The sequence below is a fragment of the Streptococcus sp. D2 genome (genome assembly GCF_006385825.1).
GTDB classification, from domain to species: domain Bacteria; phylum Bacillota; class Bacilli; order Lactobacillales; family Streptococcaceae; genus Streptococcus; species Streptococcus shenyangsis.
Window position 1 is genome coordinate 91,041 of sequence record NZ_VFSI01000006.1, and the last position, 26,237, is coordinate 117,277.

Below are 26,237 nucleotides of genomic sequence, written 5' to 3' on the forward strand. Positions count from 1 at the left end.
CGCAAACGTTTGAGCTAACCGATACTTTATGATAGAATAAAGAACAAGATTGACAAGTAAGAGGAAACATCATGCAAAATCAAACACTCATGCAATACTTTGAATGGTATCTGCCCCACGACGGTCAGCACTGGACGCGTCTAGCTGAAGATGCTCCACACCTAGCTCATCTGGGGATTAGCCACGTCTGGATGCCACCAGCTTTTAAGGCAACCAATGAAAAAGATGTCGGCTATGGGGTCTATGACTTATTCGACTTAGGAGAGTTTAACCAAAAAGGAACTGTCCGTACCAAGTATGGTTTTAAAGAAGACTATCTTCAAGCCATTCAAGCTCTAAAAACACAGGGAATCCAGCCTATGGCCGATGTGGTACTCAATCACAAGGCTGCAGCCGATCACATGGAAGCCTTTCAGGTTATTGAGGTGGATCCTGTTGACCGTACAGTCGAACTCGGACAACCCTTCATCATCAACGGCTGGACTAGCTTTACCTTCGATGGTCGCCAAGATACCTACAATGACTTCCACTGGCACTGGTACCACTTCACAGGTACTGACTATGATGCCAAACGCCGTAAATCTGGGATTTATCTGATTCAAGGAGACAACAAGGGTTGGGCAAATGAGGAATTGGTCGATAACGAAAACGGAAACTACGACTATCTCATGTATGCCGACCTAGACTTTAAACATCCTGAAGTCATCCAAAATATCTATGACTGGGCTGACTGGTTCATGGAAACGACTGGTGTAGCTGGTTTCCGCTTGGATGCCGTTAAACACATTGACTCTTTCTTCATGCGCAATTTTATCCGTGATATGAAGGAAAAATACGGTGAGGATTTCTATGTTTTTGGTGAATTTTGGAATCCAGAAAAGGAAGCCAATCTAGACTATCTTGAAAAAACGGAAGAACGCTTTGACCTTGTCGATGTTCGTCTCCACCAGAATCTCTTTGATGCTAGCCGAGCAGGTTCCAACTATGACCTTCGTGGTATTTTTACAGATAGCTTGGTTGAACTCAAGCCCGACAAGGCTGTGACTTTTGTCGACAACCACGATACACAACGAGGTCAAGCTCTTGAGTCTACTGTTGAAGAATGGTTCAAACCAGCAGCCTATGCCCTCATTCTGTTACGCCAAAACGGTCTTCCATGTGTCTTTTACGGAGACTACTATGGTATTTCAGGGCAGTATGCTCAACAAGATTTCAAAGAAATCCTTGACCGCCTCCTAGCCATCCGAAAAGACTTGGCCTATGGGGAACAAAATGACTACTTTGATAATGCTAACTGTATCGGTTGGGTACGTTCAGGTGCTGAAAATCAATCCCCAATCGCAGTCCTTATATCAAATGACCAAGAAAACAGCAAGTCAATGTTTGTCGGCCAAGAATGGGCTAACCAAACCTTTGTAGATTTACTTGGAAACCACCAAGGTCAAGTTACAATCGATGAGGAAGGTTATGGACAATTCCCAGTCTCTGCTGCTTCGGTAAGTGTCTGGGCAGCCAATACTATTTAATAGTTCATAATATTCAAGCCAGGTCCAATCGGATTTGGCTTTTTTGCATTCACAAAAAGACCTACCCAAATGGATAGATCTTTATTTTCTTACAATTTACCTGCTACTGCATCCAACAATTCTTGTATCTTAGCTTGGTTGCTTCCTCCTGCCATGGCCATGTCTGGTTTACCACCACCACGTCCATCAACGATTGGTGCTAATTCTTTGACAAGGTTTCCTGCATGAAGGTCTTTTGTCTTGCTTGCTACAAGGACATTTACCTTGTCACCGATAGCGGCAACTAGGACAAGAAGATCAGAGTAGTCTTTTTGTTTCCAGTTGTCCGCAAAGGTACGAAGGGCACCGGCATCTGATACAGACACTTGACTAGCAATGTAACGGTGACCGTTGACTTCCTTAACGTCTTTGAAAATATCGCCTGCGGCTGCAGCTGCGGCTTTTTCTTTCAACTCAGCATTTTCTTTTTGAAGTTGACGAAGTTGTTCTTGAAGTCCTTCTACCTTGTGAGGAACTTCCTTAACTTGAGGTGCTTTAAGAGTTGCTGCGACAGCTTTAAGAGCGTCCTCTTGTTCACGGTAGGCTTCAAAGGCTTCCTTACCAGTCACTGCCAAGATACGGCGAGTTCCTGAACCGATTCCTTCTTCTTTGACAATCTTGAAGAGGCCAATTTCAGAAGTGTTGCCAACGTGGGTACCACCACAAAGCTCGATAGAGTAGTCACCGATAGTAACAACACGGACTTCTTTTCCGTATTTCTCACCAAAGAGGGCCATAGCTCCCATTTCTTTAGCAGTGTCAATATCCGTTTCAACTGTCTTCACTTCAAGAGCTTCCCAGATTTTTTCGTTGACTTGCTGTTCAATGGCACGCAATTCTTCAGCAGTCACAGCTTGGAAATGGGTAAAGTCAAAGCGAAGGAATTCAACTTCGTTAAGAGATCCTGCTTGTGTCGCATGATTTCCAAGGATATTATGAAGGGCAGCGTGAAGCAAATGAGTCGCAGTGTGGTTTTTCATAACACGGTGACGACGATTTGTATCAATTGCCAAGGTATATTCTTGGTTTAAAGCAAGTGGTGCATGGACTTCAACTGTATGAAGAGCCTGTCCATTTGGAGCTTTTTGAACATTGGTCACAGTAGCCACGACCTTACCTGACTCATCCAAGATTTGTCCGTTGTCAGCTACCTGTCCACCCATTTCAGCGTAGAATGGCGTTTCCGCAAAGATAAGAGAGGCAGTTCCCTCTGATACAGCTTCTACTTCTGCATTGTCAGCTACGATAGCCAGCAATTTAGAAGACAATTGGCTAGCATTGTAGTTGAAGACACTTTCTACAGTGATGTTTTGAAGGGTTTCATTTTGCATACCCATTGAGCCACCTTTAACAGCTGACGCACGCGCACGTTCTTGCTGTTCTTTCATGGCTGCTTCAAAACCTTCACGGTCTACAGTCATACCCGCTTCTTCAGCGATTTCTTCTGTCAACTCTACTGGGAATCCGTATGTATCATAGAGTTTAAAGACATCTGAACCAGCGATGACAGATTGACCTTTTTCTTTCAAGTCAGCTACGATGCCTTGGGCAAAGTGTTGACCTGAGTGAAGAGTACGGGCAAATGACTCTTCCTCGCTCTTAACGATTTTCTCAATAAAGTCACGTTTTTCAAGCACTTCTGGGTAGTAGCTTTGCATGATTTTTCCAACGGTTGGGACGAGTTTGTAAAGGAAAGGCTCGTTGATTCCCAATTTTTGACCATGCATAGAAGCACGACGGAGAAGACGACGAAGGACATAACCACGACCTTCATTTCCTGGAAGAGCACCATCACCGATGGCAAATGATAATGAGCGGATGTGGTCAGCGATAACCTTAAAGCTCATGTTGTCGCCATCCTGGTCATAGACCTTACCAGACAATTTCTCTACTTCACGAATAATCGGCATGAATAGGTCTGTTTCAAAGTTAGTCTTAGCCCCTTGGATAACTGCAACCAAACGCTCCAAACCTGCGCCCGTATCAATGTTCTTATGTGGCAATTCCTTGTATTCACTACGAGGAACAGCAGGGTCTGCGTTAAATTGTGACAAAACGATATTCCAGATTTCGATATAACGGTCGTTTTCGATATCTTCTGCAAGCAGACGAATACCGATATTTTCCGGGTCAAAGGCTTCCCCACGGTCAAAGAAAATCTCTGTGTCTGGTCCAGACGGTCCCGCACCGATTTCCCAGAAGTTGTCCTCGATTGGAATCAAGTGACTTGGATCTACTCCCACTTCAATCCAGCGGTTGTATGAATCTTTATCTTCTGGATAGTAGGTCATGTAAAGTTTTTCAGCTGGGAAATCAAACCATTCAGGACTTGTCAAAAGCTCATAAGCCCAAGTAATCGCTTCGTCACGGAAGTAATCCCCGATAGAGAAGTTCCCCAACATTTCAAACATAGTATGGTGACGTGCAGTCTTCCCTACGTTCTCGATATCGTTGGTACGGATGGCCTTTTGGGCATTGGTGATACGTGGATTTTCAGGGATAATGGTCCCGTCAAAGTATTTCTTAAGGGTTGCTACCCCAGAGTTGATCCACAAAAGTGTTGGGTCATTTACAGGGACCAAGCTCACTGATGGTTCTACTGAGTGACCTTTGGTCGCCCAGAAATCAAGCCACATTTGGCGTACTTGTGCACTAGATAGTTGTTTCATATTGTCTCCTTATTTACTTGTTTAATGTGATTGGCTTTCCAGCATTTCCACATAGTCAATCGCGACACAGAGGGAAATGACTAGGTCTGCATAATCATCCTCAAGGACGGTTACGGTATAGGTAGAGGTCAGATGGAAGAGTTCTTTCTTGATTTCCGCAATCAGCTGATCGCGATCATCCAGCAATTTGAAATTCAAATCCCAGATATTGCCCTCGATACGAAGCCCTAGATTATCAAACTCATACTTATCTCGCCAGAAGGTCAACTTCTTACGAATGACAAAACTCGAGCCATCCCTAAGCTGAATCTCAAAACGAGGAAGCAAGGTCAAGATTTCTTTACTGATCTGACTGACATGTTCACCATTATCATCATAGATGGTAAAAGTTTTGGGAATCTTAAAAAATGATCCCTCTACCTGATAGGCGATTTCTCCCCTGTCATCCTTGATAGCGAAGCGTTCGCCTCCAAGACGAAACTTTTGTTTGACAAGAAATGTTTTCATCAACACCTCCAAAAAATCAAAAGACAAGCTCATATCACGAAGGGCGAAAAACCGCGGTACCACCTTCATTCAATGAACTTGTCATTCTCTTATTCTTATTATGCAATTGTTAAATTGAGTAGCATGAGTTTCTAGCTTAGATGGCTCGCAGCACCGCCATTTCTCTGGACTAAGACAAGTGAAAATCAATTCTCAACTTTATTATTATATCGTTTTTTTAAGCTTGCGTCAACTGGAAATCATCTCCGTCGAATCAAACCAATTTCCTACATCTCAGATTACTTTTTCAGAATATATTTTTTCTTACTGCTATCACTCTTTTTAGCCCAATTTTTATCCCAAAGTTTCGAATTGCTAAAGATAGCTACGTAAATATTTTCAAATATAAAGTTTCCTATCACCAAATATATAGACTCAGTTATTAGGTATTACCGATCCAAACCATTCTTTAGATAGAATAGTATAACAGTTTGCTTAACAGTCAAAAAGGTTGACCAGAAACTTTTTTGAAAAAAGTAGACATTTTCATTATTTGTTACCGCTTTCTGTAAGGTTAAGCTTAGTATACTACTAGGCAAGCAAATAAGCAACTATCATAGAAAAACATACAGTTACAAAAATTGCCTTCTACATAAAAAACGAACCAGTTTGACTGATTCGTTTCGTGACTGCTAACTCCTACTTCCTATACATTTTAAACTGTAGGAAGAGGTCGCTATATTTGCCTGTCCATTTATGGTCAAATTTTTCATAAACTTCTAGGTGTTTCATGGTTTCAGCATCTGGATAGAAGGATTTATCTTCTTTTTTCTCCTCTGGGAGCAATTCCTTAGCTGGTAGGTTTGGTGTTGAATAGCCGACATACTCCGCATTTTTGAGAGCATTTTCGGGTTTCAACATAAAGTTGATAAAGGCATAGGCAGCATCTTGGTTTTTGACTGTTTTGGGAATAACCATATTGTCAAACCAAAGATTGCTGGCCTCGGTCGGAACCACATAGCGTAGATTTTCATTTTTCTCCAGCATTTGGCTGGCTTCGCCAGAGAAGGTCACTCCTATAGCAGCGTTATTCTGAATCATGTAACCCTTCATCTCGTCGGCAACGATGGCCTTGATATTTGGAGTCAGTTTGTAGAGTTTGTCTACTGTCTCTTCCAACTGCTGGGTATTCTTGGAGTTGAGGCTGTAGCCAAGGGAGTTGAGCCCCAGTCCCAGCACCTCACGCGCCCCATCAAAGAGCATGATGGAGTTCTTATACTCTGGCTTCCAGAGGTCATCCCAATGCTCAGGCGCTTCATCTACCATAGTTTCATTGTAGATGATTCCCAGGGTTCCCCAGAAGTAAGGAATGGAGAATTTATTGCCTGGGTCAAAGGACTGGTTGAGGAACTCTGGTCCGATATTTTCAAGACCTTCAAGTTTTGAATAATCAAGCGGAACCAAGAGGTCTTCGTCCTTCATCTTGTTAATCATGTATTCACTTGGGATAGCAATATCATAGGTCGTTCCACCCTGCTTAATCTTGGTATACATGGCTTCGTTGGAATCAAAGGTCTCATACTGGACTTGGATGCCTGTTTCTTCTGTGAACTGAGTCAAGAGTTCTGGATCGATATAGTCTCCCCAGTTGTAGATAACCAATTTTTGACTATCTCGGCTATTGATTTTACTATCTAGATGCGTCGCAATTCCCCACAAGACCAGGATAATGGCTGCAATTCCTGCTAAAAATGAATAGAGTTTTTTCATGCTTGCTCCTCCTTCTCACGTGAGATAAAGTAATAACCAACAACTAGGATAATACTAAAGAGAAAGACGAGGGCAGACAGGGCATTGATTTCTAGCGAAATCCCCTTACGAGCACGAGAGTAAATCTCGACTGACAGCGTTGAAAAGCCATTTCCCGTTACGAAGAAGGTTACGGCAAAGTCATCCAGCGAATAGGTGAAGGCCATGAAATAACCTGCAATGATAGACGGAGTCAGGTAAGGAAGCATGATTTCCTTGAACATCTGAAATTGACTGGCACCAAGGTCATAGGCCGCATGAATCATATCGCCGTTCATTTCCTTAAGACGTGGCAAGACCATCAAGACCACGATAGGAATGGAGAAGGCCACATGACTAGATAACACGGTCAAAAAGCCAAGTGAAAATTTGAGTTGGGTAAAAAGAATCAAGAAGCTGGCACCAATCATAACATCAGGCGCAACCATGAGGATATTATTGAGTGAAAGAAAGGCTTCTTGGTATTTCTTACGAGACTGGTAGATGTAAATAGCACCAAAAGTTCCGATAATGGTCGCAATCAAAGCTGACAGAAAGGCCAAGAAAAAGGTTTGGGTGAGGATCAACATAAGACGACCATCACCAAACATGGTTTTAAAATGGTTCAAGCTAAAGCCTGTAAAGCTATTCATGTCGTTGCCTGCATTAAAGGCGTAGCCAATCAAGTAAAAAATCGGCAGGTAGAGGACAAGAAAGACCAGTCCCAGATAAAGGTTGGCAAATTTTTTCATCGTTCTCTCCTTTCCTTGGTCACCCACATGGTAATGAACATGGTCAGGATGAGAATCACACCGATGGTAGAACCCATACCGTAGTTGTCATTGGTTAGGAAATTCTGTTCAATAGCCGTTCCCAGCGTAATAACACGGTTCCCACCAATCAAACGGGTCAGCATGAAGAGGCTCAAACTAGGGATAAAGACCGATTGGACCCCACTTCTCACACCATTCATCGACAGAGGGAAGATGACATGACGGAAGGTCTCCCACTTGGTCGCACCTAGGTCATAGCTGGCATTGATAAGATTGTTGTCCATATCGTCCAAGACATTGAAAATCGGCAAAATCATAAAGGGAAGCTCGATGTAGCTTGCAACAAAGATAAAGGAGAAATCCGTAAAGAGCAGCTGCTGTGAACCGATTCCGATAAATTCCAAAAATTGGTTAATAGAGCCATTTTGACCAAAAATTCCGATAAAGGCATATGCTTTAAGGAGCAAATTGATCCAAGTTGGCAGGATAATCAGCATGAGCCAGAGTTGACGGTGCTTGAGACGGGTCAAAAAGAGGGCTGTAGGATAGCTGATAAGCAAGGTCACAAAGGTCACAATTCCTGCATAGAGTACAGAGTTGAAGCTCATTTTGAGATAGGTCAAGTTTTGTGACGCAAAGTAAGATTTATAGTTTTCTAAACTAAACTGGCCTTCGATGTTGAAAAAGGATTGACCGAAAATCAAGACCAAGGGTGCCAGGACAAAGAGTGCAATCCAAAGCATGTAGGGCACTACAAAGAGTTTAGAGCTTGTTTTCTTCATCTCTTTCCTCCTCGATTGCATTGATCAAACCTGCTTCTTGCTCTTCGATTTCCACGTATTCTTCGATACGAGCATCGAACTCCTCCTCGGTTTCGTTGAGACGCATGATATGGATGTCTTCTGGTTCAAAGTCCAGACCGATTTCCTCACCCACGATGGCCTTACGAGTCGAGTGGATCATCCATTCATTTCCAAGCTCGTCATAGGCGATAATTTCGTAGTGAACCCCACGGAAAAGCTGGGTATCGACCTTAACTTGTAGCTTACCTTCTTCAGGAAGGGTAATGCGCAAGTCCTCTGGACGAATGACGACTTCGACTGATTCATTTGGCTTCATCCCACCATCGACCGCTTCAAAGCGTTTGCCGTTAAACTCAACCAAGTAGTCCTCAATCATGGTACCTGGCAAGATATTTGACTCACCGATAAAAGTGGCAACAAAGTGGTTGATTGGCTCGTCGTAGATGTCCACAGGAGTTCCAGACTGAACAATCTCACCATCATTCATAACGAAAATCCAGTCACTCATGGCAAGGGCTTCTTCCTGATCGTGAGTGACAAAGACAAAGGTAATGCCCAATCGTTGTTGCAGTTCACGCAGTTCGTACTGCATATCTGTTCTTAATTTCAAGTCCAGCGCTGACAGAGGCTCGTCCAACAAAACCACACGGGGTTGGTTGATGATGGCACGGGCAATTGCCACACGCTGACGTTGTCCTCCAGAAAGTTTGCGGATGGAACGTTTTTCATAACCTTCCAACTGAACCATCTTGAGAACTTCAGTAACACGTTGCTCGATTTCTTTCTTGTCAATCTTACGCAAGCGGAGCGGAAAGGCAACATTTTCAAACACATTCATATGTGGGAACAAGGCATAGGATTGAAAGACGGTATGGACGTCTCGCTTGTTGGTTGGGATATCATTAATTCGGACACCGTCTAGCATGATATCTCCTGTCGTCGCATCCAGTAAACCTGCAATGATGTTTAGGATGGTTGATTTCCCTGAACCAGATGCGCCTAGAAGGGTGTAGAATTTCCCTTCTTCCAACTCAAAGTTGATGTCTTTGAGAACCTTGGTGTTGCTGTCTTCAAAAACTTTAGAGACGTTTTTGAATTCAATAATTGGTTTTTTCAATTGTCATTTATTCCTTCTTTTTCATAGATTAACAGATTAGGGCTCTGTCAGGCCGCTACTACCTCGTGTAGGAGATTGAACTGCCTACATACTTCTGCACTAACGATAGGCTTTCACCCCCTTTCCATGACATAGCAGCAGCTTTTCAAATACAGCTTCCTACTTGCTTTCACCTAAAATACGGACTTCTCTTTCAAGCGTGATACCTGAGTGTTCCTTGACTTTTTCGATAACAGACTCAATCAAGTCTTCGTAGTCTTTAGCCGTTCCATCTGCGACATTGATCATAAATCCTGCGTGCTTTTCTGACACTTCTACGCCACCAATACGATAGCCTTTCAAGCCAGCTTCTGAAATTAACTGACCTGCAAAATGCCCGACTGGACGCTTAAAGACCGAGCCACAAGATGGGTATTCCAAAGGTTGCTTGAGTTCACGGAGATGCGTCAAGCGGTCCATTTCTTGCTTGATAATCTGATGGCTTCCTGGAGCTAGGGCAAATTTAGCTGATAAGACAACAGAACCAGACTCTTGAATGGCTGAGTGGCGATAACCAAAAGCTAAGTCTTTGGCAGACAAGGTTTCGATTTCTCCATCCTTGGTCAAGACCTTACAAGACTGCAAGATGTGGGCAATCTCACCACCATAGGCACCTGCATTCATAAAGACAGCACCGCCGATACTCCCTGGAATGCCGCAAGCAAACTCAAAACCAGTCAAACTATGACGAAGGGCAATGCGAGTTGTCTCAATTAAGTTAGCACCAGCTTCAGCTTCGATGGTATAGCCATCAACTGAAACATTATTGAACTTGTCACACAAGATGACAAATCCACGAATCCCGCCGTCACGAACGATAATGTTGCTGGCATTTCCAAGAACCATCCAAGGGATATTTTCTTGATTAGCAAATTTAACAAGGCGAGCCAACTCAAAACGATTTCGTGGAAAGACCAGATAATCGGCCTCTCCACCTACTTTTGTATAACTATAGCTATGCAAGGGTTCCTTGAAACGGATATCAATCCCTTCTAAGATTTCAAGCATGTTTTCTTCTACTGACATGACACTCTCCCTTTTACAAAATTCATTCCATTATACCATTTTTAAGACCATTTGACGACCCTAAAAAAATCTTGGGCTTCTTTTAAACAAAAAAAGAGGTTTCCCCTCTTTTTATGATTTTTTGCAAAAGATAGCCTTTGTTCCATAGGCAACCAGCACAAGTTCAAGTGCTAGGACAACTTCAACCAAGACTGGACTTGTAATCCATCCTACTTGAGCTAGAGATGGTACTAGGTCAAAGAAGGCATGTAGACCATAGGCCGCTAGGAGATAAATCCATTTTTTCTGGCGAACAGCTTGGTAAACCCAAACTGTCAAAAGTAATTGGAAACCTAGAGCCAAAATCCGTTCAAAACCAAGCAAATAAATCTGCCAGACAGACAGCGACTGGATGGTTTTCAACATATTTTCAGACAGCAATTGCATAACCTGTGGATCCTGCGTTTGAACCGCTGAAAGCACGATGTAGAGATTGATCAAACTGGTGATACCGAGGAAAATCAATTCCAGGCCACCATGCCCCAGTCCATAGCCCAAGGCATCTGCCTTTTCCAAGCTTCTCTTTTTCTCCAACCATTTGAAGAAAACAAGACGAGCAGTTTCCTCAAAAAGGGCTGCCATGGCTAGTCCATAGAGGATGTAGAGAAGCGGGTGGTCTTGCAAGAGGGCAATACTGCCGTTTTTTTGAGGGTGCAAAACCAAGATATGCACCAGTTTTTCTAAAATCTGTGAAGAGACAAAGAAGGCGACAGCCCCCAAGCCCAAGACAGCTAGATTGATCTGGTATTTCTTTTTGGCATACCAAATGCTTCCTAGCAAGAAAGCTAGCAAAAGCACCGTGGTAATGATAATATGAGTGGTCATTTTCTTCTCCTATTCTGCCTTTTCAATATCTTTTCTCATCTCGTCAACATTGAACTTAGCAAACAAGTATTGACGATCTTGGACTGGGAAACGTTGATCCAACTGATCAACTGCTCCCACCTCGATAATGCCTTCCTTGATGACAAAGTCCATGACATGTCCACCGAAAGTCAAATCATCTGAGATGAAGTGCAGATGGTAGCCTGCCACACTGACTCCATGGAAAATCTCTGGCGTCCAGAAACCAACGATGGTTCCCACCACATTATCACGACTATATTCCGGTTGATGGGTTGCGACATCAGCAAACTTGGTATCTGGTGTCGACTTGGGAATCATGCGCACATGCATATGTGAAAATTCCCCCCGAATCTTGATAGAGCGGAAAAGATTTTCCCCATCATAATAAGACTCGATTCGTTCTTCCAATTCCTTGTCCGTCATCTCAAAGCGCTGGCGGAAAATGACCTCTGCCTGATGCGGTACCACTGCAGCGTAAGGAATAAGGGCATCTGGTGATACTTCCACAATTTCTGGTTGCTCTCCTGAGCCTTTAGCCTGATAGGCCCTGCCATCCAAGACAATCAATTCTCCATCAATAGAATCCAAGGTTCCCAAACCAAGGTCACCATGCTCTAGCAATTCTCCCACTGTCATGGTACCACCATAAAGGCCTGCCATCAAGGCTCCAAGGGTATTGTATTGAAATAATTTCACTGGTTCCTGCACGTTCTTATCCATTCTCTTTCTTGTCTGTTATTCTATAAATCTTACTCCTAAGTATACCACATTTGCCCCTAGATGTGAACGAGAGAAACACTCTAAACATTGCCAAGAAGGAAAAAAAAAGGTACAATGTAACAAAATCAAGGGAGGTCTGGAATGAAGAAACAAAGCAAGTACCAAGAGGTCGTTTCCTATCTGAAAAATGGTATCGAGTCTGGACGATTTCCGACGGGAAGCCGCCTGCCTTCTATCCGTCAACTGAGCCTTGACTTCCACTGTAGCAAGGACACCATTCAGAGAGCCCTGCTTGAATTACGGCACGAACAATACCTCTATGCCAAGCCCCAGAGTGGCTACTATGTCCTAGAACAAGGGCAACACCAGGACCTAGAAATCGAAGTCACTGACGAACATGCCAGTGCCTATGACGATTTCCGACTCTGCGTCAATGAAACCTTGATTGGCCGGGAAAACTACCTCTTCAACTACTATGACAACCAAGAAGGATTAGAAGACTTAAGACAATCCATTCATAAACTTCTATTTGACCAAGCTCTCTACTGCAAGGCAGACCAGTTGGTATTGACTTCTGGGACCCAACAAGCCTTGTTTATTCTCTCTCAAATATCCTTTCCTAGCCAAGCAAAGGAAATCTTGGTGGAACAGCCGACCTACCATCGGATGAATCGCCTCTTGATTGCTCAGAGCTTAGACTATCAAACGATTGAACGAGGCATTGATGGGATTGACTTAGAGGAGCTGGAGCGACACTTCAAAACAGGAAAGATTAAGTTTTTCTATACTATTCCTCGCTTTCACTATCCCCTAGGCCATTCCTATTCTGAGCAGGACAAACGGGCTATTCTTGACTTAGCTGCCAAGTATGGTGTCTATATCGTAGAGGACGACTATTTGGGGGATTTGGACTCTAAAAAGGGCCAGACCTTCCACTATCTGGATACAGAGGAGCGGGTTATTTACATCAAGTCCTTCTCAACCAGCCTCTTTCCAGCCCTGCGAATTACGGCACTCATCCTTCCAAATGCTATCAAAGAAGCCTTTGTAGCCTACAAAAATATCCTAGACTACGACAGTAACCTCATCATGCAAAAGGCCCTGTCACTCTATATCGATAGTCAATTATTTGAGAAAAATCGTTTAGCTCGCTTGGCCAATCAGGAAGCTTACCAGAAGCAAATCGAGGAAAGGTTAGCTAAATTGACTTGCCCCCTTCCTCACTTTCCTCTTCACGATGGTGTATTGCTAGACCTAAGACGATACCCTAAAATTGCCAGTCTCAAACACAGTCAACTGAGCTTGGAATTCTTTGAAGAGGCCTACTTGGGTGTCTGCCCTTATCAATTTGCCAAAGTGTCCTTAGACAATCTGGAAAATGTTTTAAACTATTTAAAAGCAGAATTGGATTGACTTCCAACTCTGTTTTTTTCTTATTGTTCAACTTCTGTTAGGCTTGCTGCTTTTTCAAGATAGCTTTGGTAAGTTCCTTCATCCTTGAGTTTTTGGATGACCTTATCCACCACTTCTTTCAAATCAGCACTATTTTTTCTAAGGGCAACTGCATTGGCTTCGCCGTCCTTCATCTTCAAGCTGACAGTTGCGACAGCTAAATCTGCATTTTTAGCAGCATAGCTAAGGGCAACAGGCTCATCCATGTGAACAGCATCTACTTTTCCAGCCTGCAATTCATTGACAGCTTCACCCATATTGGTTAGGGAAGTCAATTGAGCTTTTGGCAATTGTTCCTTGACCATTGCTTCTGGAACAGTCCCTTTTTGGGCTGCAATATTAGCACTTTCCAGGCTAGTTAAATCCTTGTATTTTTCTACATCAGCCTTCCGAACCAAGAAACTAATCTTGTTTTCATAGTAAGGGATTGAAAAATCAAAGACTTCTTTTCTCTCGTCAGTAGCGCTAATTCCCGCAACTGCTAGATCTGCCTTCCCAGTTTGAAGACTGGTCAAGACATTGTCAAAACTCATACTTGAAATTTCCAACTTAACCCCAAGTTCATCAGCGATAGCTTGGGCCATATCAATATCCGCACCGACTACCTGATTTTTCCCGTCAACCAAGGCTTGGAATTCAAAGGGTGCATAGTCAGGACTGGTCGCCACAACTAATTTCCCCTTTTGCTTAATGGCCTCAAGAGCTGACTGAGAACCATTCGAACTTGACTGGCAAGCCACTAAGAAGAAACTTGCAAGAAAGCTACATAAAACAAATATCCATTTTTTTAATTTCATAAATAAACAACCTCTCTGTTAATTTTGTATAATTATAACGCTACTCAAGATGTTTGTCAAGTATTTTTTGAATTTTTATCTTAAAAATATTTTTTTCATTCAAAAAAGGAGCTATCAGTTAATTTCAAGCTCCTTTTTATACAGAATGAAACTATTTTATAGTTCGACAATCTTACCTGTTTCAAAGTAAACAACCCATTCACAGATATTTTTGGCATAGTCTCCAATACGTTCCAAGAAAGCAATCACTTGGAAGTAATCACGACCTGTAACGATAGCATCTGGATTTTTCTTGATTTCTTCTGTAGCCAAATCACGAATGCTATCAAAATAATGGTTGATTTTTTCGTCCATTGCTGCTACTTCATAGGCCTGGTCCACTGAACCATTCAGATAGAGTTCAAGGGCTGCTTCGACGAAATTCTTAACATCGCGACCCATCCTCTTGATTTCTTCTTCAACAGCTGGAATACGTTGTTCTCCCTTCATACGAATTGCTGCTTTTGCAATGGAAACAGCATGGTCTCCCATACGTTCCAAGTCAGATACCGCTTTTAAGACTGTTAGAACTGTACGCAAGTCTTGAGAAACGGGTTGTTGAAGGGCAATCATTTCAAATGATTTCTTCTCCAATTTCACTTCGTATTCGTTTACTTCTGCATCGTCTTCGATGACTTCCTTGGCCAAATCACGGTCATGCGTAACAAAGGCACGCACTGTACGATTGATTTGTGAGAGCACTTCTTGTCCCATGGCGTAGAACTGGTTGTGCAATTTCTCTAAATCTTCCTCAAATTGAGAACGTAACATCATTTATCTCCTTATCCAAATTTTCCTGAAATATAATCTTCTGTTTCCTTATGTTGTGGGTTGAGGAACATCTTCTTAGTATCGTTAAACTCAATCAAATCTCCATCTAGGAAAAATCCTGTCTTGTCAGAAATACGAGAAGCTTGTTGCATAGAACGCGTAACCAAGAGCATGGTATATTTATCTTTTAGACCATACAAGGTTTCCTCAATCTTACCAGCCGAGATAGGGTCCAAGGCTGAAGTCGGCTCATCCAAGAGAATGATTTTAGGACTGGTTGCCAAGACACGGGCAACACAGACACGTTGCTGTTGTCCACCTGAAAGCCCGATAGCCGAATCATGCAGGCGATCCTTGACCTCATCCCAGATAGAAGCTCGTTGCAAGGCTTTTTCTACCGCTTCATCCAGAACGTGCTTGTCCTTCACTCCATTGATACGAAGCCCATAAACAACATTTTCGTAGATAGACATAGGGAAAGGGTTCGGTTGTTGGAAAACCATACCGATTTCCTTTCGCAATTCAACTGTATCTGTACGCGGACTGTAGATGTTGTGGCCGTTGTAAACCACCGAACCAGTTGTGGTCACCTCAGGATTGAGGTCCCCCATGCGGTTGATTGCTTTGAGAAGGGTTGACTTCCCTGATCCAGATGGACCAATCAAGGCTGTAATTTCCTTAGGTTGGAAAGATAGGGAAACACTATTCAAGGCCTTTTTTTGATTGTAGTAAACGGACAGGTCTGACACCTGTAAAATCGCTTCTGTCATACTGTTTCCTTTCTATCCAAAGTGTCCTGTTACGTAGTCATTGGTTGACTGTAGTTTGGCATTTTGGAAAATATTAGAGGTCTTATCGTACTCGATCAAGTCACCCAAGTAGAAAAATCCTGTGTAGTCACTAGCACGCGCAGCCTGCTGCATACTGTGAGTCACGATGATGATGGTAAAGTCCTTCTTCAATTCCAACATAGTTTCTTCCAGCTGGGCTGTTGCAATCGGATCCAAGGCTGACGCTGGTTCATCCATCAAGAGGATATCTGGTTTAACAGAGATAGCACGAGCGATACAGAGACGTTGCTGCTGACCACCTGATAGGGTCAAGGCTGACTTGTGCAAATCGTCTTTGACCTGGTCCCAAAGGGCAGCTTGACGAAGAGAGGTTTCCACAATTTTATCCAAGACTTGCTTGTCCTTAACCCCTGCACGTTCATGGGCAAAAGTGATGTTGCGGTAGATAGACTTGGCAAAGGGATTTGGTCGTTGGAAGACCATTCCGATGTGCTTACGCATCTCATAGACGTTAATTTCTGGACGGTTGACATCAATCCCTTGATAGAGGATTTGACCTGTGACCTTAGCAATATCAATGGTATCATTCATACGGTTGAGACTGCGGAGGTAGGTTGATTTCCCTGATCCAGATGGGCCAATTAAGGCTGTAATTTTATTTTTTTCAAATTGCATATCGATGCCCTTGATGGATTCTTTTTTACCGTAGTAAACATGTAAATCCTTAGTAGAGAGGGCCACTTTCTCTTCAGGAAAGGTGATGATATGCTTTTCATCCCAATTATATTTTGACATGGCTTCTCCTTTAGGCAGCGGTTAATTTCTTATGTAGGTAGCTTCCGAGTTTGCGGGCTCCAAAGTTAAAGATGAGGATAAAGATGAGGAGCACGGCTGCAGAACCTGCTGATACGATGGTTCCATCTGGAATGGTTCCTTCGCTATTGACTTTCCAGATGTGGACAGCCAAGGTTTCTGCTTGACGGAAGATAGAGATTGGGCTGGTCACACTAAGAATATTCCAGTTAGACCAGTCAAGGGCTGGAGCGGATTGCCCTGCTGTATAGATGAGAGCTGCCGCCTCACCAAAGATACGACCAGAGGCCAAGACAACCCCAGTTACAATCCCTGGAAGGGCTTCTGGAATAACCACATGGACCACAGTCTCCCAGCGAGAAATCCCAAGGGCCAAACCAGCCTCACGTTGCGTATGGTGAACGTGTTTCAAGCTGTCCTCAACATTACGAGTCATCTGAGGCAGGTTAAAGACTGTCAAGGCCAAGGCACCTGAGATGATTGAAAATCCGTACTCAAACTGAACTACAAAGATCAAGTAACCAAAGAGACCTACAACCACTGATGGTAGAGAAGACAAGATTTCAATACAGGTTCTGACAAAGTTGGTCACAGGACCTTTTTTGGCATATTCAGCTAGGAAAATCCCAGCTCCCATAGACAAGGGCACAGAAATAATCAAGGTAATGACCAGAAGGAAGAAGGAATTATAGAGCTGAATTCCAATCCCTCCACCTGCTTGGTAAGAAGAGGATTTGCCAGTCAAGAAAGACCAAGAGATGTGGGGCAAACCACGAACCAAGATATAAAGAATCAAGGATGCCAAGATGGCAACGATAATTCCTGCAATTGAGTAGAGGACAGCTGTTGCAATTTTATCTAATTTCTTAGCGTGCATAGTTTTTCTTTCCTCTTTCTTTCGTAATCAATTTAATCACACTATTGAAGGCCAAACTCATCAAGAGCAAGACTAAGGCCAAGGACCAAAGTACGTTATTATCAACTGTACCCATGACGGTATTTCCGATACCCATGGTCAAGACAGAGGTCAAGGTCGCAGCAGGTGTTGTTAGTGAAGTTGGGACAACGGCTGAGTTTCCGACCACCATCTGAATAGCCAAAGCCTCACCAAAGGCACGCGCCATCCCAAAGACCACTGCTGTAAAAATACCTGAACGCGCTGCCTTCAAGGTCACGCGCCAGATGGTTTGCCAGCGAGTTGCCCCCATAGCCAAACTAGCTTCACGGTAGTGACGAGGCACCGCACGCAAACTATCGGTTGTCATAAAGGTTACCGTCGGTAAAATCATGACAAAGAGAACGAAAATCCCTGACAAAATCCCAAAACCAGTTCCACCAAAGACACTACGGACAAAAGGAACTACGACCTGCAAACCAATAAATCCATACACAACTGAAGGAATCCCGACAAGCAATTCAATGGCTGGTTGCAAGATTCTAGCACCTTTTGGTGAGACCTCTGTCATAAAGACAGCTGCTCCAATGGCAAAAGGAGTTGCGATAAGGGCTGACAGGATTGTGACAATAAAGGAACCCAAAATCATTGGAAGGGCACCAAATTGTTTACCTGAAGGATTCCATGTTTGACCAAATAGGAAATCAAAGATATTAACTCCATTGACAAAGAAGGTCGACAAGCCTTTTTGGGCTACGAAAATCAAAATCATAGCCACAATAATGACAATCAAAGACAGACAGGCAAAGGTCAAACCTTTTCCTAGTTTCTCTAAACGAGAGTTCTTTGAGGGAGAAAGTAATTTTTTAGCTAATTCTTCTTGATTCATTATTGACTCCCTTCTAGTGCTGTCACCGTTCCCACAGCATCTTTTTCAACCTTCATTTCCTTAACAGAAATATAGCCCATTCCCTTAACGATTCCACTTTGCGCTTCATCTGATAAGACAAAGTTGAGGAATTCTGCCACCAATTCGTTTGGTTGACCTAGGGTGTACATGTGCTCATAAGACCACAAAGGCCAGTTATTGGTCGTAACATTTTCTGCAATCGGCTCATAGCCATTCAACTTCATGCGTTTCACCGAGTCATCCACATAGGCAAAGGCTAGGTAAGAAATGGCTCCTGGTGTCTGGGAAACAATGTTTTTGACCATCCCATTTGAATCCTGTTCTTGACTCTGCACAGCAGATTGACCATCCATGATAACACTATCAAAGGTTGCACGCGAACCAGAACTTGCCGCACGGTTGATAATGGAAATGGCTAGGTCTTTCCCACCGACTTCTTTCCAGTTGGTTACTTGACCTGTGAAGATGCTACGGAGTTGTTCTGTTGTCAGATTTTCAACGTCAACTTCCTTGTTCACAATTACTGCCAAGCCTGCTACGGCTACCTTATGGTCCACTAGAGCGGATGCGTTGATACCGTCTTTTTCCTCGGCAAATACGTCTGAATTTCCTACATCAACGGCTCCAGACTGAACCTGAGACAGACCTGTACCAGATCCTCCACCTTGAACGTTGACTGTTTTTCCAACGTGCATAGAACCAAATTCATCTGCTGCTGCTTCGACCAAGGGCTGAAGAGCCGTTGAGCCAACAGCTGTCATGGATTCCCCACGATCAATCCAGCTAGCACATCCCGCCAAAGAACCTGCTAGCAAAAGAGCCGCAAGGGATAGAGCGAGTTTTTTCCTTTTTTTCACTGTTTTTCTCCTTGAAAATAATGGTGAATGCTGTGAATTTTTTCAACTATTTATTTATGTTTTTCTTTTTTAAAATTGGGAGCCAACTGACGTTGCTAGCTTGGTTTTACTAGAAATTTGCTCAGTTGCCTTCTCCACTAATTTTGACTTAAAATGAAAGACAATTTGAAAAAAATCCATACTTCCACTATAACATAGACAAGCTACTTTGACTAGCATTTTCACTTGAATCTGAGGCCTTTTGGAAAATAATTTTTCAAAACATTTCCAGTCACCTTAGCAAAGCCCAAACCATTGCCTTGAACCAAAACTTGATACCAACCATTTGGCAGACTTTCCGCCAGCTGAACGGTTTCTCCAGCCACATACTTTACAAACCCTTCTTGGTCAATTTCAACCGACTGTTTGACCTGACTCGGTTTCAAGGCTAGACCAAGAGCAAAACTAGGCTCAAAGCGTTTCTTCTTAAAAGTACCCAGATGCAGTCCATTGCGAGCAATCTTGAGTTTCCCTAAATCTGGCAAAAGTTCTGGTAAGATATAAAGCTGATCTCCAAATGTCTGCAAAATACCCGGTAGATTAACCTTCAAATGGTTTTGTGCAAATTCCTGCCACAAGGCAACTTGCTCACGGCTGAGATTGCTCTTACTTGCCTTAAATTTAGGTGCTGGATTGTCACCTTTAAATTGTAAATGAGCGACAAACTGCCCCTCTCCCTTAAAATGATGAGGGTACATCCGAGCTGTTTCTGGCAGATCAATACCAGCTACCATTCCATTGATATGCTCAACTGGTAGCAAGTCAAAATCATACTCTTCCAGTAGCCAATTGACGATCTCTTCGTTTTCCTCGGGTGCCCAAGTACAGGTTGAATAAACCAAACGACCACCTTCTGCAAGCATGGTCACTGCATCTACTAGAATTTCTCTTTGCAAACTAGCACATTGACTTGGATAATCTAAGCTCCAATAGTCCATAGCATCTGGTTGCTTACGAAACATCCCTTCACCAGAGCAAGGGGCATCAAGGACAATCAGGTCAAAATAGCCTTTAAAAACCTTGGCCAAGCGGTCGGCAGATTCATTGGTCACCACGACATTTGTCGCTCCAAAGCGCTCCATGTTTTCTACTAAAATCTTAGCCCGTTTGCTTGAAATTTCATTGGAAACCAGGAGACCCTCCCCTGCTAGATAGGCTGCTAGTTGAGTGGATTTGCCACCCGGTGCAGCGGCCAAATCCAAGATCTTCATACTAGGACTGGGCTGGGCTACCTGAGCAACCATCTGAGCAGCAGGTTCTTGCGAATAAACCAAACCAGTAGCATGCTCAGGAGATTTTCCTGAAACCTTCCCATAGTGTCCCCAAGGGGTTTGAGGAATAGGATCAGAAAATGAAGCTTGGGCTTCTTTTAAAGGATTGACCCGAAAGGCCGAAACCGCTTCCTCCTCAAAAGAGGCAAGAAAATCTCTTGCCTCATCTCCTAGTATCTCTTCATATTTTTCAACAAATCCTTCTGGAAATTGCATTTAAGTTCTTTTCCTTTCGTAAATATAGGACTGAATTTCCTCCTGCATCTCAAGAGGCACCATCATGACCGGCTGTCTGGTTTGAAAATCAGGAGCTTCACCAGAAAGGGTCACCACCCGATAGCCCAGATTTTCCCCTAAAATACTAGCTGCGGCATAATCCCATGGTTGCAGATAAGTGACATAGGTCAATAAACGTCCTGACAAAATCTTGGCAAAACTAATGGCCGCACTCCCATAGACACGAACACCGAGAACCGCTCGACTCAAATCAGCCAGTCCCCATTCATTGGTTTCCAACATACCACTATTTCCTGCAATGAGAAAATCTCCAAGTGGTTTTGCTTGAAAGGGAGCTAGGGGCTTATCATTTAGATAAACAGGAAAGGCTCCACCACCGTGATAACAATCCCCTTTGACCACATCATAAATCAGGCCAAACTGTCCCTGACCATTTTCAAAATAAGCCATCATAACAGCAAAATCTTCCTGCTGGGCGACAAAGTTATTGGTACCATCAATGGGATCAATGACCCAAACCTTGCCCTCTTGAACCGAGGCTCTCAGACAACCTTCTTCAGCACAAATCTTATCCTTAGGATAACGGGACAAAATCTCACTAACCAAAAGTTCCTGAACTTCCTTGTCCAGTCTGGTCACCAAATCCGTTGGAGAGGACTTGGTTTCAACACACAAGTCTTCCTGCATATGGTCAAGGATGTACTGACCTGCTTTCTTAACAAGCTCTTTAGCAAATTCAAATTTACTTTCCAAGAGAAATCTTTCCTTCCCCTTTTTCCTTGGCAGCCTGAACTGCTCGGTAAAGCGAATAGCCACTAACTGTTTCAAATTCTCGTCCCAAACGTTTTTCTTCACTCTTGCTTGGCACGACAGACTTGAATCCCTTATAGGAGTCCAGTAACTTTTTAGCTTCTACCTTGCCTTCATAGGCAGCTTCAACATCATTAAAAAAAGAAAGCACTGAAGCAAGTTCTTCAGTGCTCCACGACAAATCTAGTGGGTAACTATACTGTTTGTTCATTAACTAATACCAGCTCTCATTCTTGCTTCTTTTAGTTCTTGCTTACGGTAACTACGAGGGAGAAAAGCACGAATCTCATCTTCATTAAAACCGATTTGCATGCGTTTGGCATCAATAATAATTGGACGACGTAAAAGACTAGGGTACTGCTCAATCAAATGAAGCAATTCCGATACCGAAATACTCTCTACATCAATATTCAATTTTTGAAAAATTTTTGAACGAGTTGAAATGATGTCATCAGTACCATTTTCGGTCAAGGAAAGGATATGTTGCAATTCTTTTCTTGTTAAAGGACTGGTCATAATATTGTGTTCCACAAAGGGAACCTTATGTTTTTCTAACCAGGCCTTAGCCTTACGACATGATGTACAGCTCGGTGATAGAAATAGTGTAATCATGCTTTTCTCTTCTTATCTATACTTTGCTATTTCTATTATACACAAAAATAAAGCGCTTGACTAGCGATTTTTTAAAAAAAGCCTATTTTTCAAGAAAAATAGACTGTTCGCAAACGATTGACACAATTGGATTTGGTTAATTCACTCTTAACGATGGTTTCAAATGATATACAATTTTATATATACAAATTAAAAACGTCTTTCGTTTTACTTCCTACGACTTTTCAGGTACAGAAAACCAAAGAAGCTTTCATAGAGGGCGAAAAAGAGGAGGAAGGCATGAAGGAAGAAGGTCTCTGGCAAAATCAGAATCACTGGATCCTTAGCTGGGTCAAAAAGCCAGGTATCATCTCCCACAAAGAGAAGTTGATGGAAAAGAGTAAAGAATTGGTCAAACCCAATCAAAACTCCCCCAAGCCCAATCAGCAAAGGTAAGACTACTAAAGCCAGAAAATTTTTACGATAGAGAGACAAGAATCCCTTTTTCACAATTCCTTTGACAAAGAAATAGAAACTTGGCAGTGTCACTAAGGCTACTAGCTGAGCCAAGTGAAAGAGGTTTTTGACCACCGCAAAATGGTGTAGCCCAGCTGCTGACGAACGAAAATCTGGCATCTCTAGGATCTGACTAAAAGGATTGGTCAGGTAATTCATCAAGATCTGAAAGTTGTACTGAATGGTTTCTGGTTTTAGATAAACCCGATTCGTTAGGTGCAGCCACTGAATCTCCATAGGATAGAAGACCCAAGTCAGATAAATAGTCAGAAGGATTGACAGGGAGAGGAGAAAGAGCATAGAGCCCCAAAAAGTCAGTTTAGTTTTCATCAAAATCCCACTCCGCAAGGCTAGAAACCACATGAGTCGGTGCGATTGGCAGGTCTGCTACTTCTTCTTCCTTGGTAAAACCTGTCGTCACCAAGAGCGTTGGAATGCCATTGTCAATTCCTGCTCGAATATCAGTCAGGTAATTGTCCCCAACCATGATTAATTCTTCGCGTTCCAAACCTAAGTGCTCAACCGCCTTGTCCATAATAATAGCATTTGGTTTCCCGATATAAACAGGATTCACTCGTGTTGCTACTTCAAGAAGCGTAATCAGTGAACCAGCACCTGGCAAAAGACCCCGTTCTGTCGGGATATTGAGGTCAGGATTGGTTCCGATAAAGTGGGCGCCCTTTTGAATCGCAAGAGTTGCTGTGGCAAATTTTTCATAGTCTACTTGCCAGTCCAGGCCTACTACCACATAGGCAGGATTTTCCTTGTCTTCCACATAACCAGCCGCCTTGATGGCTTCCTTGAGCCCTGCTTCTCCGATGACATAGACCGTCTTTTCCAGTCCCAAGTCATTCATGTAGTCGATGGTGGCCAAAGTCGCTGTATAGACAGTCGATAGGGGCGTATCAATATTAAAATTCTGAGCCAACATCTCTTGAACACTCTCTGGAGTGCGGGTTGTATTGTTAGTCACAAAGAGATAGGGAATGTCCCGCTTTTGCAATTCATGAACAAAAGCCTCTCCTGCTGGAATTCTATCTTTCCCCTTATAAATAGTTCCATCTAGATCAATTAAATAGCCTTTATATTTCATCTATTTCTCCCTAATCCTTTTCTAATTCTTGCCAAGTAATAATAGTCTGTGCATTGGTAACACCGTCGCTTGTAATCTCATGCTTGCTTTCGAGTCCACTCCGCTCAACAGCCGATGTAATCACCCCACCTGGTCGAACTTCCTTGACATACTTGAGATTGATTTTCTTGGGAATATATTGGGTCAAAAAATCTGCTCCCATGACCTCAAAAATCCAGTCCAGGTATTTACTGTTATTAACATGACCATTCATATCCAAATCGTAAAAACGGACATGGTAATCCTTGCTAATTGGATTTTCCAAGCTTTGATATTTAGGTCCTCGAAGCAATTTTTTGGAAAACTCAGATTGGTAAGGAGCCACAATCTCAGGTTCAACAGCATGGACTTTTCGACTGTCTCGGTCCATGAGAACAAAGGTAGTCATCATGTGGATGAGCTCCTGCCCCGCTTCATCATAAATGGTAAAGCGACGGTAGCAAAAAAGTCGATTGTAGCTCAAAACTTCTGTTTCGATGGTAATTTCTTCCCCAAAACGAGGTAAACGAATCACCTCAATATCATATCCTGCGATGATCCAGACTAAATTATAGTTTTCTAAAATAGTCTTATCACCGACTCCTAGTTCAATAGACTGCATCCCTGAAACTTGTAGTGATAGCAAAACCACATCTGGAAGTTTAATATGACCGTTCATATCAGCCATATCAAAAGGAATTTTCATTTTCATTTGATAAGTTAAGCCCATGATCCTACTCCAAAATAAATCGTTCTGCTACGGTGTCTCCCAAAAAGAGACCTCTCTTTGTCATGCGCACTCGGTCACCCTCTATTTGCATGAGACCTTTTTGAACCAAGTCTCTGACGATTTCGCCATATAGTTCATCAAAAGACCGGCCAAATTTTTCCTCAAATCGCGCCATGGAAACCCCTGATTTCTTGCGAAGTCCCAAGAACATTTCTTCTTCCATTTGCTCTTTTTGACTCAGGTGCTCTTCTGTAATACGTGCGTTGCCTTCCTCAACTGCACTCAGATAATGACGAATGGGACCATGGTTTTTATAGCGAACACCATTGACATAACCAGATGCTCCAGCACCAATGCCATAGTATTCAGCATTGTCCCAGTACATGAGATTGTGACGACTTTCAAAACCGATTTTGGAGAAATTGGAAATCTCATAATGCTCAAAACCTGCTCGCTCCAGCTCTGCGATGATGTACTCAAACATTTCCGCTTCTAGTTCCTCCTTAGGCAGAGGCAATTTCCCACGTCGCATCCGGTTCATAAAGACCGTATGGTTTTCTAAAATCAAACTATACAAACTCATATGGGGAATATCCAGCCCAATGGCCTTAGCCACATTTTCCTTGACTTGCTCCATGGTCTGGCCAGGTAGCGCATAAATCAAATCGATAGAGATATTGTCAAAACCAGCCAGTTTCAGACGGTCGATATTTTCATAAATATCTTTCTCTAAATGACTGCGCCCAATCTTTTTCAACATTTTGTTATCAAAAGTTTGCACACCTAGTGAAACACGATTGACAGCCGAGTTCTTCAAAACAGCAATCTTATCCGCATCCAAGTCGCCTGGATTGGCTTCAATGGTCAACTCCTCCAAGACAGACAAGTCCAAGTTTTCAGTCAATCCCTTCAATAACACCTCTAGTTGTGACGCTGACAGGGCTGTCGGTGTACCACCACCGATATAGAGGGTTCTCAACCTTTGAATATCATAAGATTGAAACTCTTCTAACAGATGCTCCAAATAGCTATCTACCGGCTGATTTTTGATGAAAACCTTTGAAAAGTCACAATAATAACAAATCTGGGTACAAAATGGGATGTGCACATAGGCTGATGTTGGTTTTTTCTGCATAGTCTTATTATACCACAAAAAGCGAACAATACTTAGAATTCCGTTTAACAAAATCCTAGCATTGTTCGCTTTCTTTATCTAATCATTCTTTGTATTTTATGGATAACACAACTATCAGAATCAATCTAGTTCGTTGTTAAAACACAAAAGAATGAATGTTCATCTGACTAAATTTTTAGTCTTCTTTTTTCTTGCGAGCTACAAGTCCAAATCCACTCAATAGTCCAAGAAGTCCTAGAGATGCAAGAGCAGCATTTGATTCTGTTCCTGTATTTGGCAATACATTTTGAGAATCATTTGACTTAGCTCCATTATCAACAGTAGTCTTAGTATCTACCTGATCTGCATTTGGAGTTGGAGTAGCTGGTGCTGGTTTATCTTGACCAGAATTTCCATTAGTATCAGGTTTGACTGGCATATCAGGTGTCACTGGTGCAACTGGATTTGTATCTGTTGGTGTTGATGGTGTGACTTTACCTGGTGTTGTTACATCAGGAACTTCAACTGTTGGTTGACCTGGTTCTGTAATCTTAGCTGTACCTGGAACCTTACCTTCTGGTAATTCACTGTTTGGTACTTTACCTTTACCGTCTTCACCGAT

General features: G+C 42.7%; 27 protein-coding genes and 1 pseudogene. 2 read left to right on the forward strand and 26 right to left on the reverse strand.

Features of this window, described 5'->3' with window-relative positions:
- Positions 1 to 71 precede the first annotated feature (71 nt).
- Positions 72 to 1,526, forward strand: a complete 1,455-nt coding sequence (locus FJR73_RS05065) for an alpha-amylase (protein WP_140833710.1) — start codon at positions 72 to 74, stop codon at positions 1,524 to 1,526.
- Between the two features lie 89 nt (positions 1,527 to 1,615).
- Here FJR73_RS05065 and alaS read toward each other — a convergent pair whose 3' ends face one another.
- The 10 genes and pseudogenes from alaS to budA form a co-directional block, all read right to left on the reverse strand.
- Positions 1,616 to 4,234, reverse strand: coding sequence for an alanine--tRNA ligase (gene alaS / locus FJR73_RS05070; protein ID WP_140833711.1), 2,619 nt, complete (start codon positions 4,232 to 4,234; stop codon positions 1,616 to 1,618).
- A gap of 21 nt (positions 4,235 to 4,255) precedes the next feature.
- The gene (locus FJR73_RS05075; protein ID WP_140833713.1) at positions 4,256 to 4,741 is read right to left on the reverse strand and encodes an LURP-one-related/scramblase family protein; all 486 of its coding nucleotides are present in this window, start codon (positions 4,739 to 4,741) and stop codon (positions 4,256 to 4,258) included.
- A gap of 278 nt (positions 4,742 to 5,019) precedes the next feature.
- A pseudogene (locus FJR73_RS10535) lies at positions 5,020 to 5,270 on the reverse strand (hypothetical protein).
- Between the two features lie 149 nt (positions 5,271 to 5,419).
- Entirely contained in the window at positions 5,420 to 6,490 is a 1,071-nt protein-coding gene (locus tag FJR73_RS05085; RefSeq protein ID WP_101782163.1) for an ABC transporter substrate-binding protein, read from the reverse strand.
- Complete coding sequence (locus FJR73_RS05090; RefSeq protein WP_061759981.1) at positions 6,487 to 7,260, reverse strand: ABC transporter permease; 774 nt, start codon at positions 7,258 to 7,260, stop codon at positions 6,487 to 6,489. Before FJR73_RS05090 ends, FJR73_RS05085 begins: the two co-directional genes overlap by 4 nt.
- Positions 7,257 to 8,063, reverse strand: a complete 807-nt coding sequence (locus FJR73_RS05095) for an ABC transporter permease (RefSeq protein WP_000753801.1) — start codon at positions 8,061 to 8,063, stop codon at positions 7,257 to 7,259. The genes FJR73_RS05090 and FJR73_RS05095 overlap by 4 nt, the downstream gene beginning before the upstream one ends.
- A complete protein-coding gene (locus tag FJR73_RS05100; protein ID WP_000742922.1) occupies positions 8,044 to 9,201 on the reverse strand; it encodes an ABC transporter ATP-binding protein in 1,158 nt (385 codons plus the stop codon). The genes FJR73_RS05095 and FJR73_RS05100 overlap by 20 nt, the downstream gene beginning before the upstream one ends.
- A gap of 159 nt (positions 9,202 to 9,360) precedes the next feature.
- The gene (gene murB, locus FJR73_RS05105) at positions 9,361 to 10,266 is read right to left on the reverse strand and encodes a UDP-N-acetylmuramate dehydrogenase (protein ID WP_140833715.1); all 906 of its coding nucleotides are present in this window, start codon (positions 10,264 to 10,266) and stop codon (positions 9,361 to 9,363) included.
- 111 nt (positions 10,267 to 10,377) lie between these two features.
- Positions 10,378 to 11,130 (reverse strand): YhfC family intramembrane metalloprotease, encoded by a 753-nt coding sequence (locus FJR73_RS05110; RefSeq protein WP_140833717.1) that lies wholly within the window; start codon positions 11,128 to 11,130, stop codon positions 10,378 to 10,380.
- A 9-nt stretch (positions 11,131 to 11,139) separates the two neighbouring features.
- A complete protein-coding gene (gene budA, locus FJR73_RS05115; RefSeq protein WP_140833718.1) occupies positions 11,140 to 11,871 on the reverse strand; it encodes an acetolactate decarboxylase in 732 nt (243 codons plus the stop codon).
- Between the two features lie 141 nt (positions 11,872 to 12,012).
- Here budA and FJR73_RS05120 point away from each other — a divergent pair, with 141 nt between their 5' ends.
- Complete coding sequence (locus FJR73_RS05120) at positions 12,013 to 13,284, forward strand: PLP-dependent aminotransferase family protein (RefSeq protein WP_140833719.1); 1,272 nt, start codon at positions 12,013 to 12,015, stop codon at positions 13,282 to 13,284.
- 20 nt (positions 13,285 to 13,304) lie between these two features.
- Here FJR73_RS05120 and FJR73_RS05125 read toward each other — a convergent pair whose 3' ends face one another.
- From FJR73_RS05125 to FJR73_RS10380, 16 genes are all read right to left on the reverse strand, one after another.
- Positions 13,305 to 14,120 (reverse strand): ABC transporter substrate-binding protein, encoded by an 816-nt coding sequence (locus tag FJR73_RS05125; protein WP_140833721.1) that lies wholly within the window; start codon positions 14,118 to 14,120, stop codon positions 13,305 to 13,307.
- Positions 14,121 to 14,276: 156 nt separating this feature from the next.
- Positions 14,277 to 14,930 (reverse strand): phosphate signaling complex protein PhoU, encoded by a 654-nt coding sequence (gene phoU / locus FJR73_RS05130; protein WP_000946458.1) that lies wholly within the window; start codon positions 14,928 to 14,930, stop codon positions 14,277 to 14,279.
- 11 nt (positions 14,931 to 14,941) lie between these two features.
- The gene (gene pstB / locus FJR73_RS05135) at positions 14,942 to 15,700 is read right to left on the reverse strand and encodes a phosphate ABC transporter ATP-binding protein PstB (protein ID WP_000133481.1); all 759 of its coding nucleotides are present in this window, start codon (positions 15,698 to 15,700) and stop codon (positions 14,942 to 14,944) included.
- A 12-nt stretch (positions 15,701 to 15,712) separates the two neighbouring features.
- Positions 15,713 to 16,516, reverse strand: a complete 804-nt coding sequence (pstB, locus tag FJR73_RS05140; RefSeq protein WP_000049845.1) for a phosphate ABC transporter ATP-binding protein PstB — start codon at positions 16,514 to 16,516, stop codon at positions 15,713 to 15,715.
- Between the two features lie 10 nt (positions 16,517 to 16,526).
- Positions 16,527 to 17,411: a phosphate ABC transporter permease PstA gene (pstA, locus tag FJR73_RS05145; RefSeq protein WP_000543046.1), complete on the reverse strand. Its 885-nt coding sequence runs from the start codon at positions 17,409 to 17,411 to the stop codon at positions 16,527 to 16,529.
- Entirely contained in the window at positions 17,401 to 18,318 is a 918-nt protein-coding gene (gene pstC / locus FJR73_RS05150; protein ID WP_001070903.1) for a phosphate ABC transporter permease subunit PstC, read from the reverse strand. Before pstC ends, pstA begins: the two co-directional genes overlap by 11 nt.
- On the reverse strand, positions 18,318 to 19,196 hold the full coding sequence (locus FJR73_RS05155) for a phosphate ABC transporter substrate-binding protein PstS family protein (protein ID WP_000746329.1): 879 nt from the start codon (positions 19,194 to 19,196) through the stop codon (positions 18,318 to 18,320). The genes pstC and FJR73_RS05155 overlap by 1 nt, the downstream gene beginning before the upstream one ends.
- Positions 19,197 to 19,417: 221 nt before the next feature.
- Positions 19,418 to 20,722 (reverse strand): RsmF rRNA methyltransferase first C-terminal domain-containing protein, encoded by a 1,305-nt coding sequence (locus tag FJR73_RS05160; RefSeq protein ID WP_140833722.1) that lies wholly within the window; start codon positions 20,720 to 20,722, stop codon positions 19,418 to 19,420.
- Positions 20,723 to 21,496, reverse strand: a complete 774-nt coding sequence (locus FJR73_RS05165; RefSeq protein ID WP_140833723.1) for an inositol monophosphatase family protein — start codon at positions 21,494 to 21,496, stop codon at positions 20,723 to 20,725.
- Positions 21,486 to 21,764, reverse strand: a complete 279-nt coding sequence (locus FJR73_RS05170; protein ID WP_001041979.1) for a UPF0223 family protein — start codon at positions 21,762 to 21,764, stop codon at positions 21,486 to 21,488. Before FJR73_RS05170 ends, FJR73_RS05165 begins: the two co-directional genes overlap by 11 nt.
- A complete protein-coding gene (locus tag FJR73_RS05175; protein WP_000631259.1) occupies positions 21,764 to 22,165 on the reverse strand; it encodes a Spx/MgsR family RNA polymerase-binding regulatory protein in 402 nt (133 codons plus the stop codon). Before FJR73_RS05175 ends, FJR73_RS05170 begins: the two co-directional genes overlap by 1 nt.
- Positions 22,166 to 22,372: 207 nt before the next feature.
- Positions 22,373 to 22,990, reverse strand: a complete 618-nt coding sequence (locus FJR73_RS05180) for a TIGR01906 family membrane protein (RefSeq protein WP_140833724.1) — start codon at positions 22,988 to 22,990, stop codon at positions 22,373 to 22,375.
- The gene (locus FJR73_RS05185; protein WP_140833725.1) at positions 22,980 to 23,753 is read right to left on the reverse strand and encodes a TIGR01457 family HAD-type hydrolase; all 774 of its coding nucleotides are present in this window, start codon (positions 23,751 to 23,753) and stop codon (positions 22,980 to 22,982) included. Before FJR73_RS05185 ends, FJR73_RS05180 begins: the two co-directional genes overlap by 11 nt.
- 10 nt (positions 23,754 to 23,763) lie before the next feature.
- A complete protein-coding gene (locus FJR73_RS05190; RefSeq protein ID WP_140833727.1) occupies positions 23,764 to 24,501 on the reverse strand; it encodes an acyl-[acyl-carrier-protein] thioesterase in 738 nt (245 codons plus the stop codon).
- A gap of 4 nt (positions 24,502 to 24,505) precedes the next feature.
- Positions 24,506 to 25,636: a radical SAM family heme chaperone HemW gene (gene hemW / locus FJR73_RS05195; protein WP_140833728.1), complete on the reverse strand. Its 1,131-nt coding sequence runs from the start codon at positions 25,634 to 25,636 to the stop codon at positions 24,506 to 24,508.
- A 175-nt stretch (positions 25,637 to 25,811) separates the two neighbouring features.
- Positions 25,812 to 26,237: LPXTG cell wall anchor domain-containing protein (locus tag FJR73_RS10380; protein WP_258190674.1), on the reverse strand; the 426-nt coding region annotated here is incomplete at its 5' end.

Excerpts from the sequence above, each read along its gene's own strand:
- FJR73_RS05065 (WP_140833710.1), top strand. The coding sequence starts at position 72 with ATGCAAAATCAAACACTCATGCAATACTTTGAATGGTATCTGCCCCAC.
- alaS (WP_140833711.1), bottom strand. The coding sequence starts at position 4,234 with ATGAAACAACTATCTAGTGCACAAGTACGCCAAATGTGGCTTGATTTC.
- FJR73_RS05075 (WP_140833713.1), bottom strand. The coding sequence starts at position 4,741 with ATGAAAACATTTCTTGTCAAACAAAAGTTTCGTCTTGGAGGCGAACGC.
- FJR73_RS05085 (WP_101782163.1), bottom strand. The coding sequence starts at position 6,490 with ATGAAAAAACTCTATTCATTTTTAGCAGGAATTGCAGCCATTATCCTG.
- FJR73_RS05090 (WP_061759981.1), bottom strand. The coding sequence starts at position 7,260 with ATGAAAAAATTTGCCAACCTTTATCTGGGACTGGTCTTTCTTGTCCTC.
- FJR73_RS05095 (WP_000753801.1), bottom strand. The coding sequence starts at position 8,063 with ATGAAGAAAACAAGCTCTAAACTCTTTGTAGTGCCCTACATGCTTTGG.
- murB (WP_140833715.1), bottom strand. The coding sequence starts at position 10,266 with ATGTCAGTAGAAGAAAACATGCTTGAAATCTTAGAAGGGATTGATATC.
- FJR73_RS05110 (WP_140833717.1), bottom strand. The coding sequence starts at position 11,130 with ATGACCACTCATATTATCATTACCACGGTGCTTTTGCTAGCTTTCTTG.
- budA (WP_140833718.1), bottom strand. The coding sequence starts at position 11,871 with ATGGATAAGAACGTGCAGGAACCAGTGAAATTATTTCAATACAATACC.
- FJR73_RS05120 (WP_140833719.1), top strand. The coding sequence starts at position 12,013 with ATGAAGAAACAAAGCAAGTACCAAGAGGTCGTTTCCTATCTGAAAAAT.
- FJR73_RS05125 (WP_140833721.1), bottom strand. The coding sequence starts at position 14,120 with ATGAAATTAAAAAAATGGATATTTGTTTTATGTAGCTTTCTTGCAAGT.
- phoU (WP_000946458.1), bottom strand. The coding sequence starts at position 14,930 with ATGTTACGTTCTCAATTTGAGGAAGATTTAGAGAAATTGCACAACCAG.
- pstB (WP_000133481.1), bottom strand. The coding sequence starts at position 15,700 with ATGACAGAAGCGATTTTACAGGTGTCAGACCTGTCCGTTTACTACAAT.
- pstB (WP_000049845.1), bottom strand. The coding sequence starts at position 16,516 with ATGTCAAAATATAATTGGGATGAAAAGCATATCATCACCTTTCCTGAA.
- pstA (WP_000543046.1), bottom strand. The coding sequence starts at position 17,411 with ATGCACGCTAAGAAATTAGATAAAATTGCAACAGCTGTCCTCTACTCA.
- pstC (WP_001070903.1), bottom strand. The coding sequence starts at position 18,318 with ATGAATCAAGAAGAATTAGCTAAAAAATTACTTTCTCCCTCAAAGAAC.
- FJR73_RS05160 (WP_140833722.1), bottom strand. The coding sequence starts at position 20,722 with ATGCAATTTCCAGAAGGATTTGTTGAAAAATATGAAGAGATACTAGGA.
- FJR73_RS05170 (WP_001041979.1), bottom strand. The coding sequence starts at position 21,764 with ATGAACAAACAGTATAGTTACCCACTAGATTTGTCGTGGAGCACTGAA.
- FJR73_RS05175 (WP_000631259.1), bottom strand. The coding sequence starts at position 22,165 with ATGATTACACTATTTCTATCACCGAGCTGTACATCATGTCGTAAGGCT.
- FJR73_RS05180 (WP_140833724.1), bottom strand. The coding sequence starts at position 22,990 with ATGAAAACTAAACTGACTTTTTGGGGCTCTATGCTCTTTCTCCTCTCC.
- FJR73_RS05185 (WP_140833725.1), bottom strand. The coding sequence starts at position 23,753 with ATGAAATATAAAGGCTATTTAATTGATCTAGATGGAACTATTTATAAG.
- FJR73_RS05190 (WP_140833727.1), bottom strand. The coding sequence starts at position 24,501 with ATGGGCTTAACTTATCAAATGAAAATGAAAATTCCTTTTGATATGGCT.
- hemW (WP_140833728.1), bottom strand. The coding sequence starts at position 25,636 with ATGCAGAAAAAACCAACATCAGCCTATGTGCACATCCCATTTTGTACC.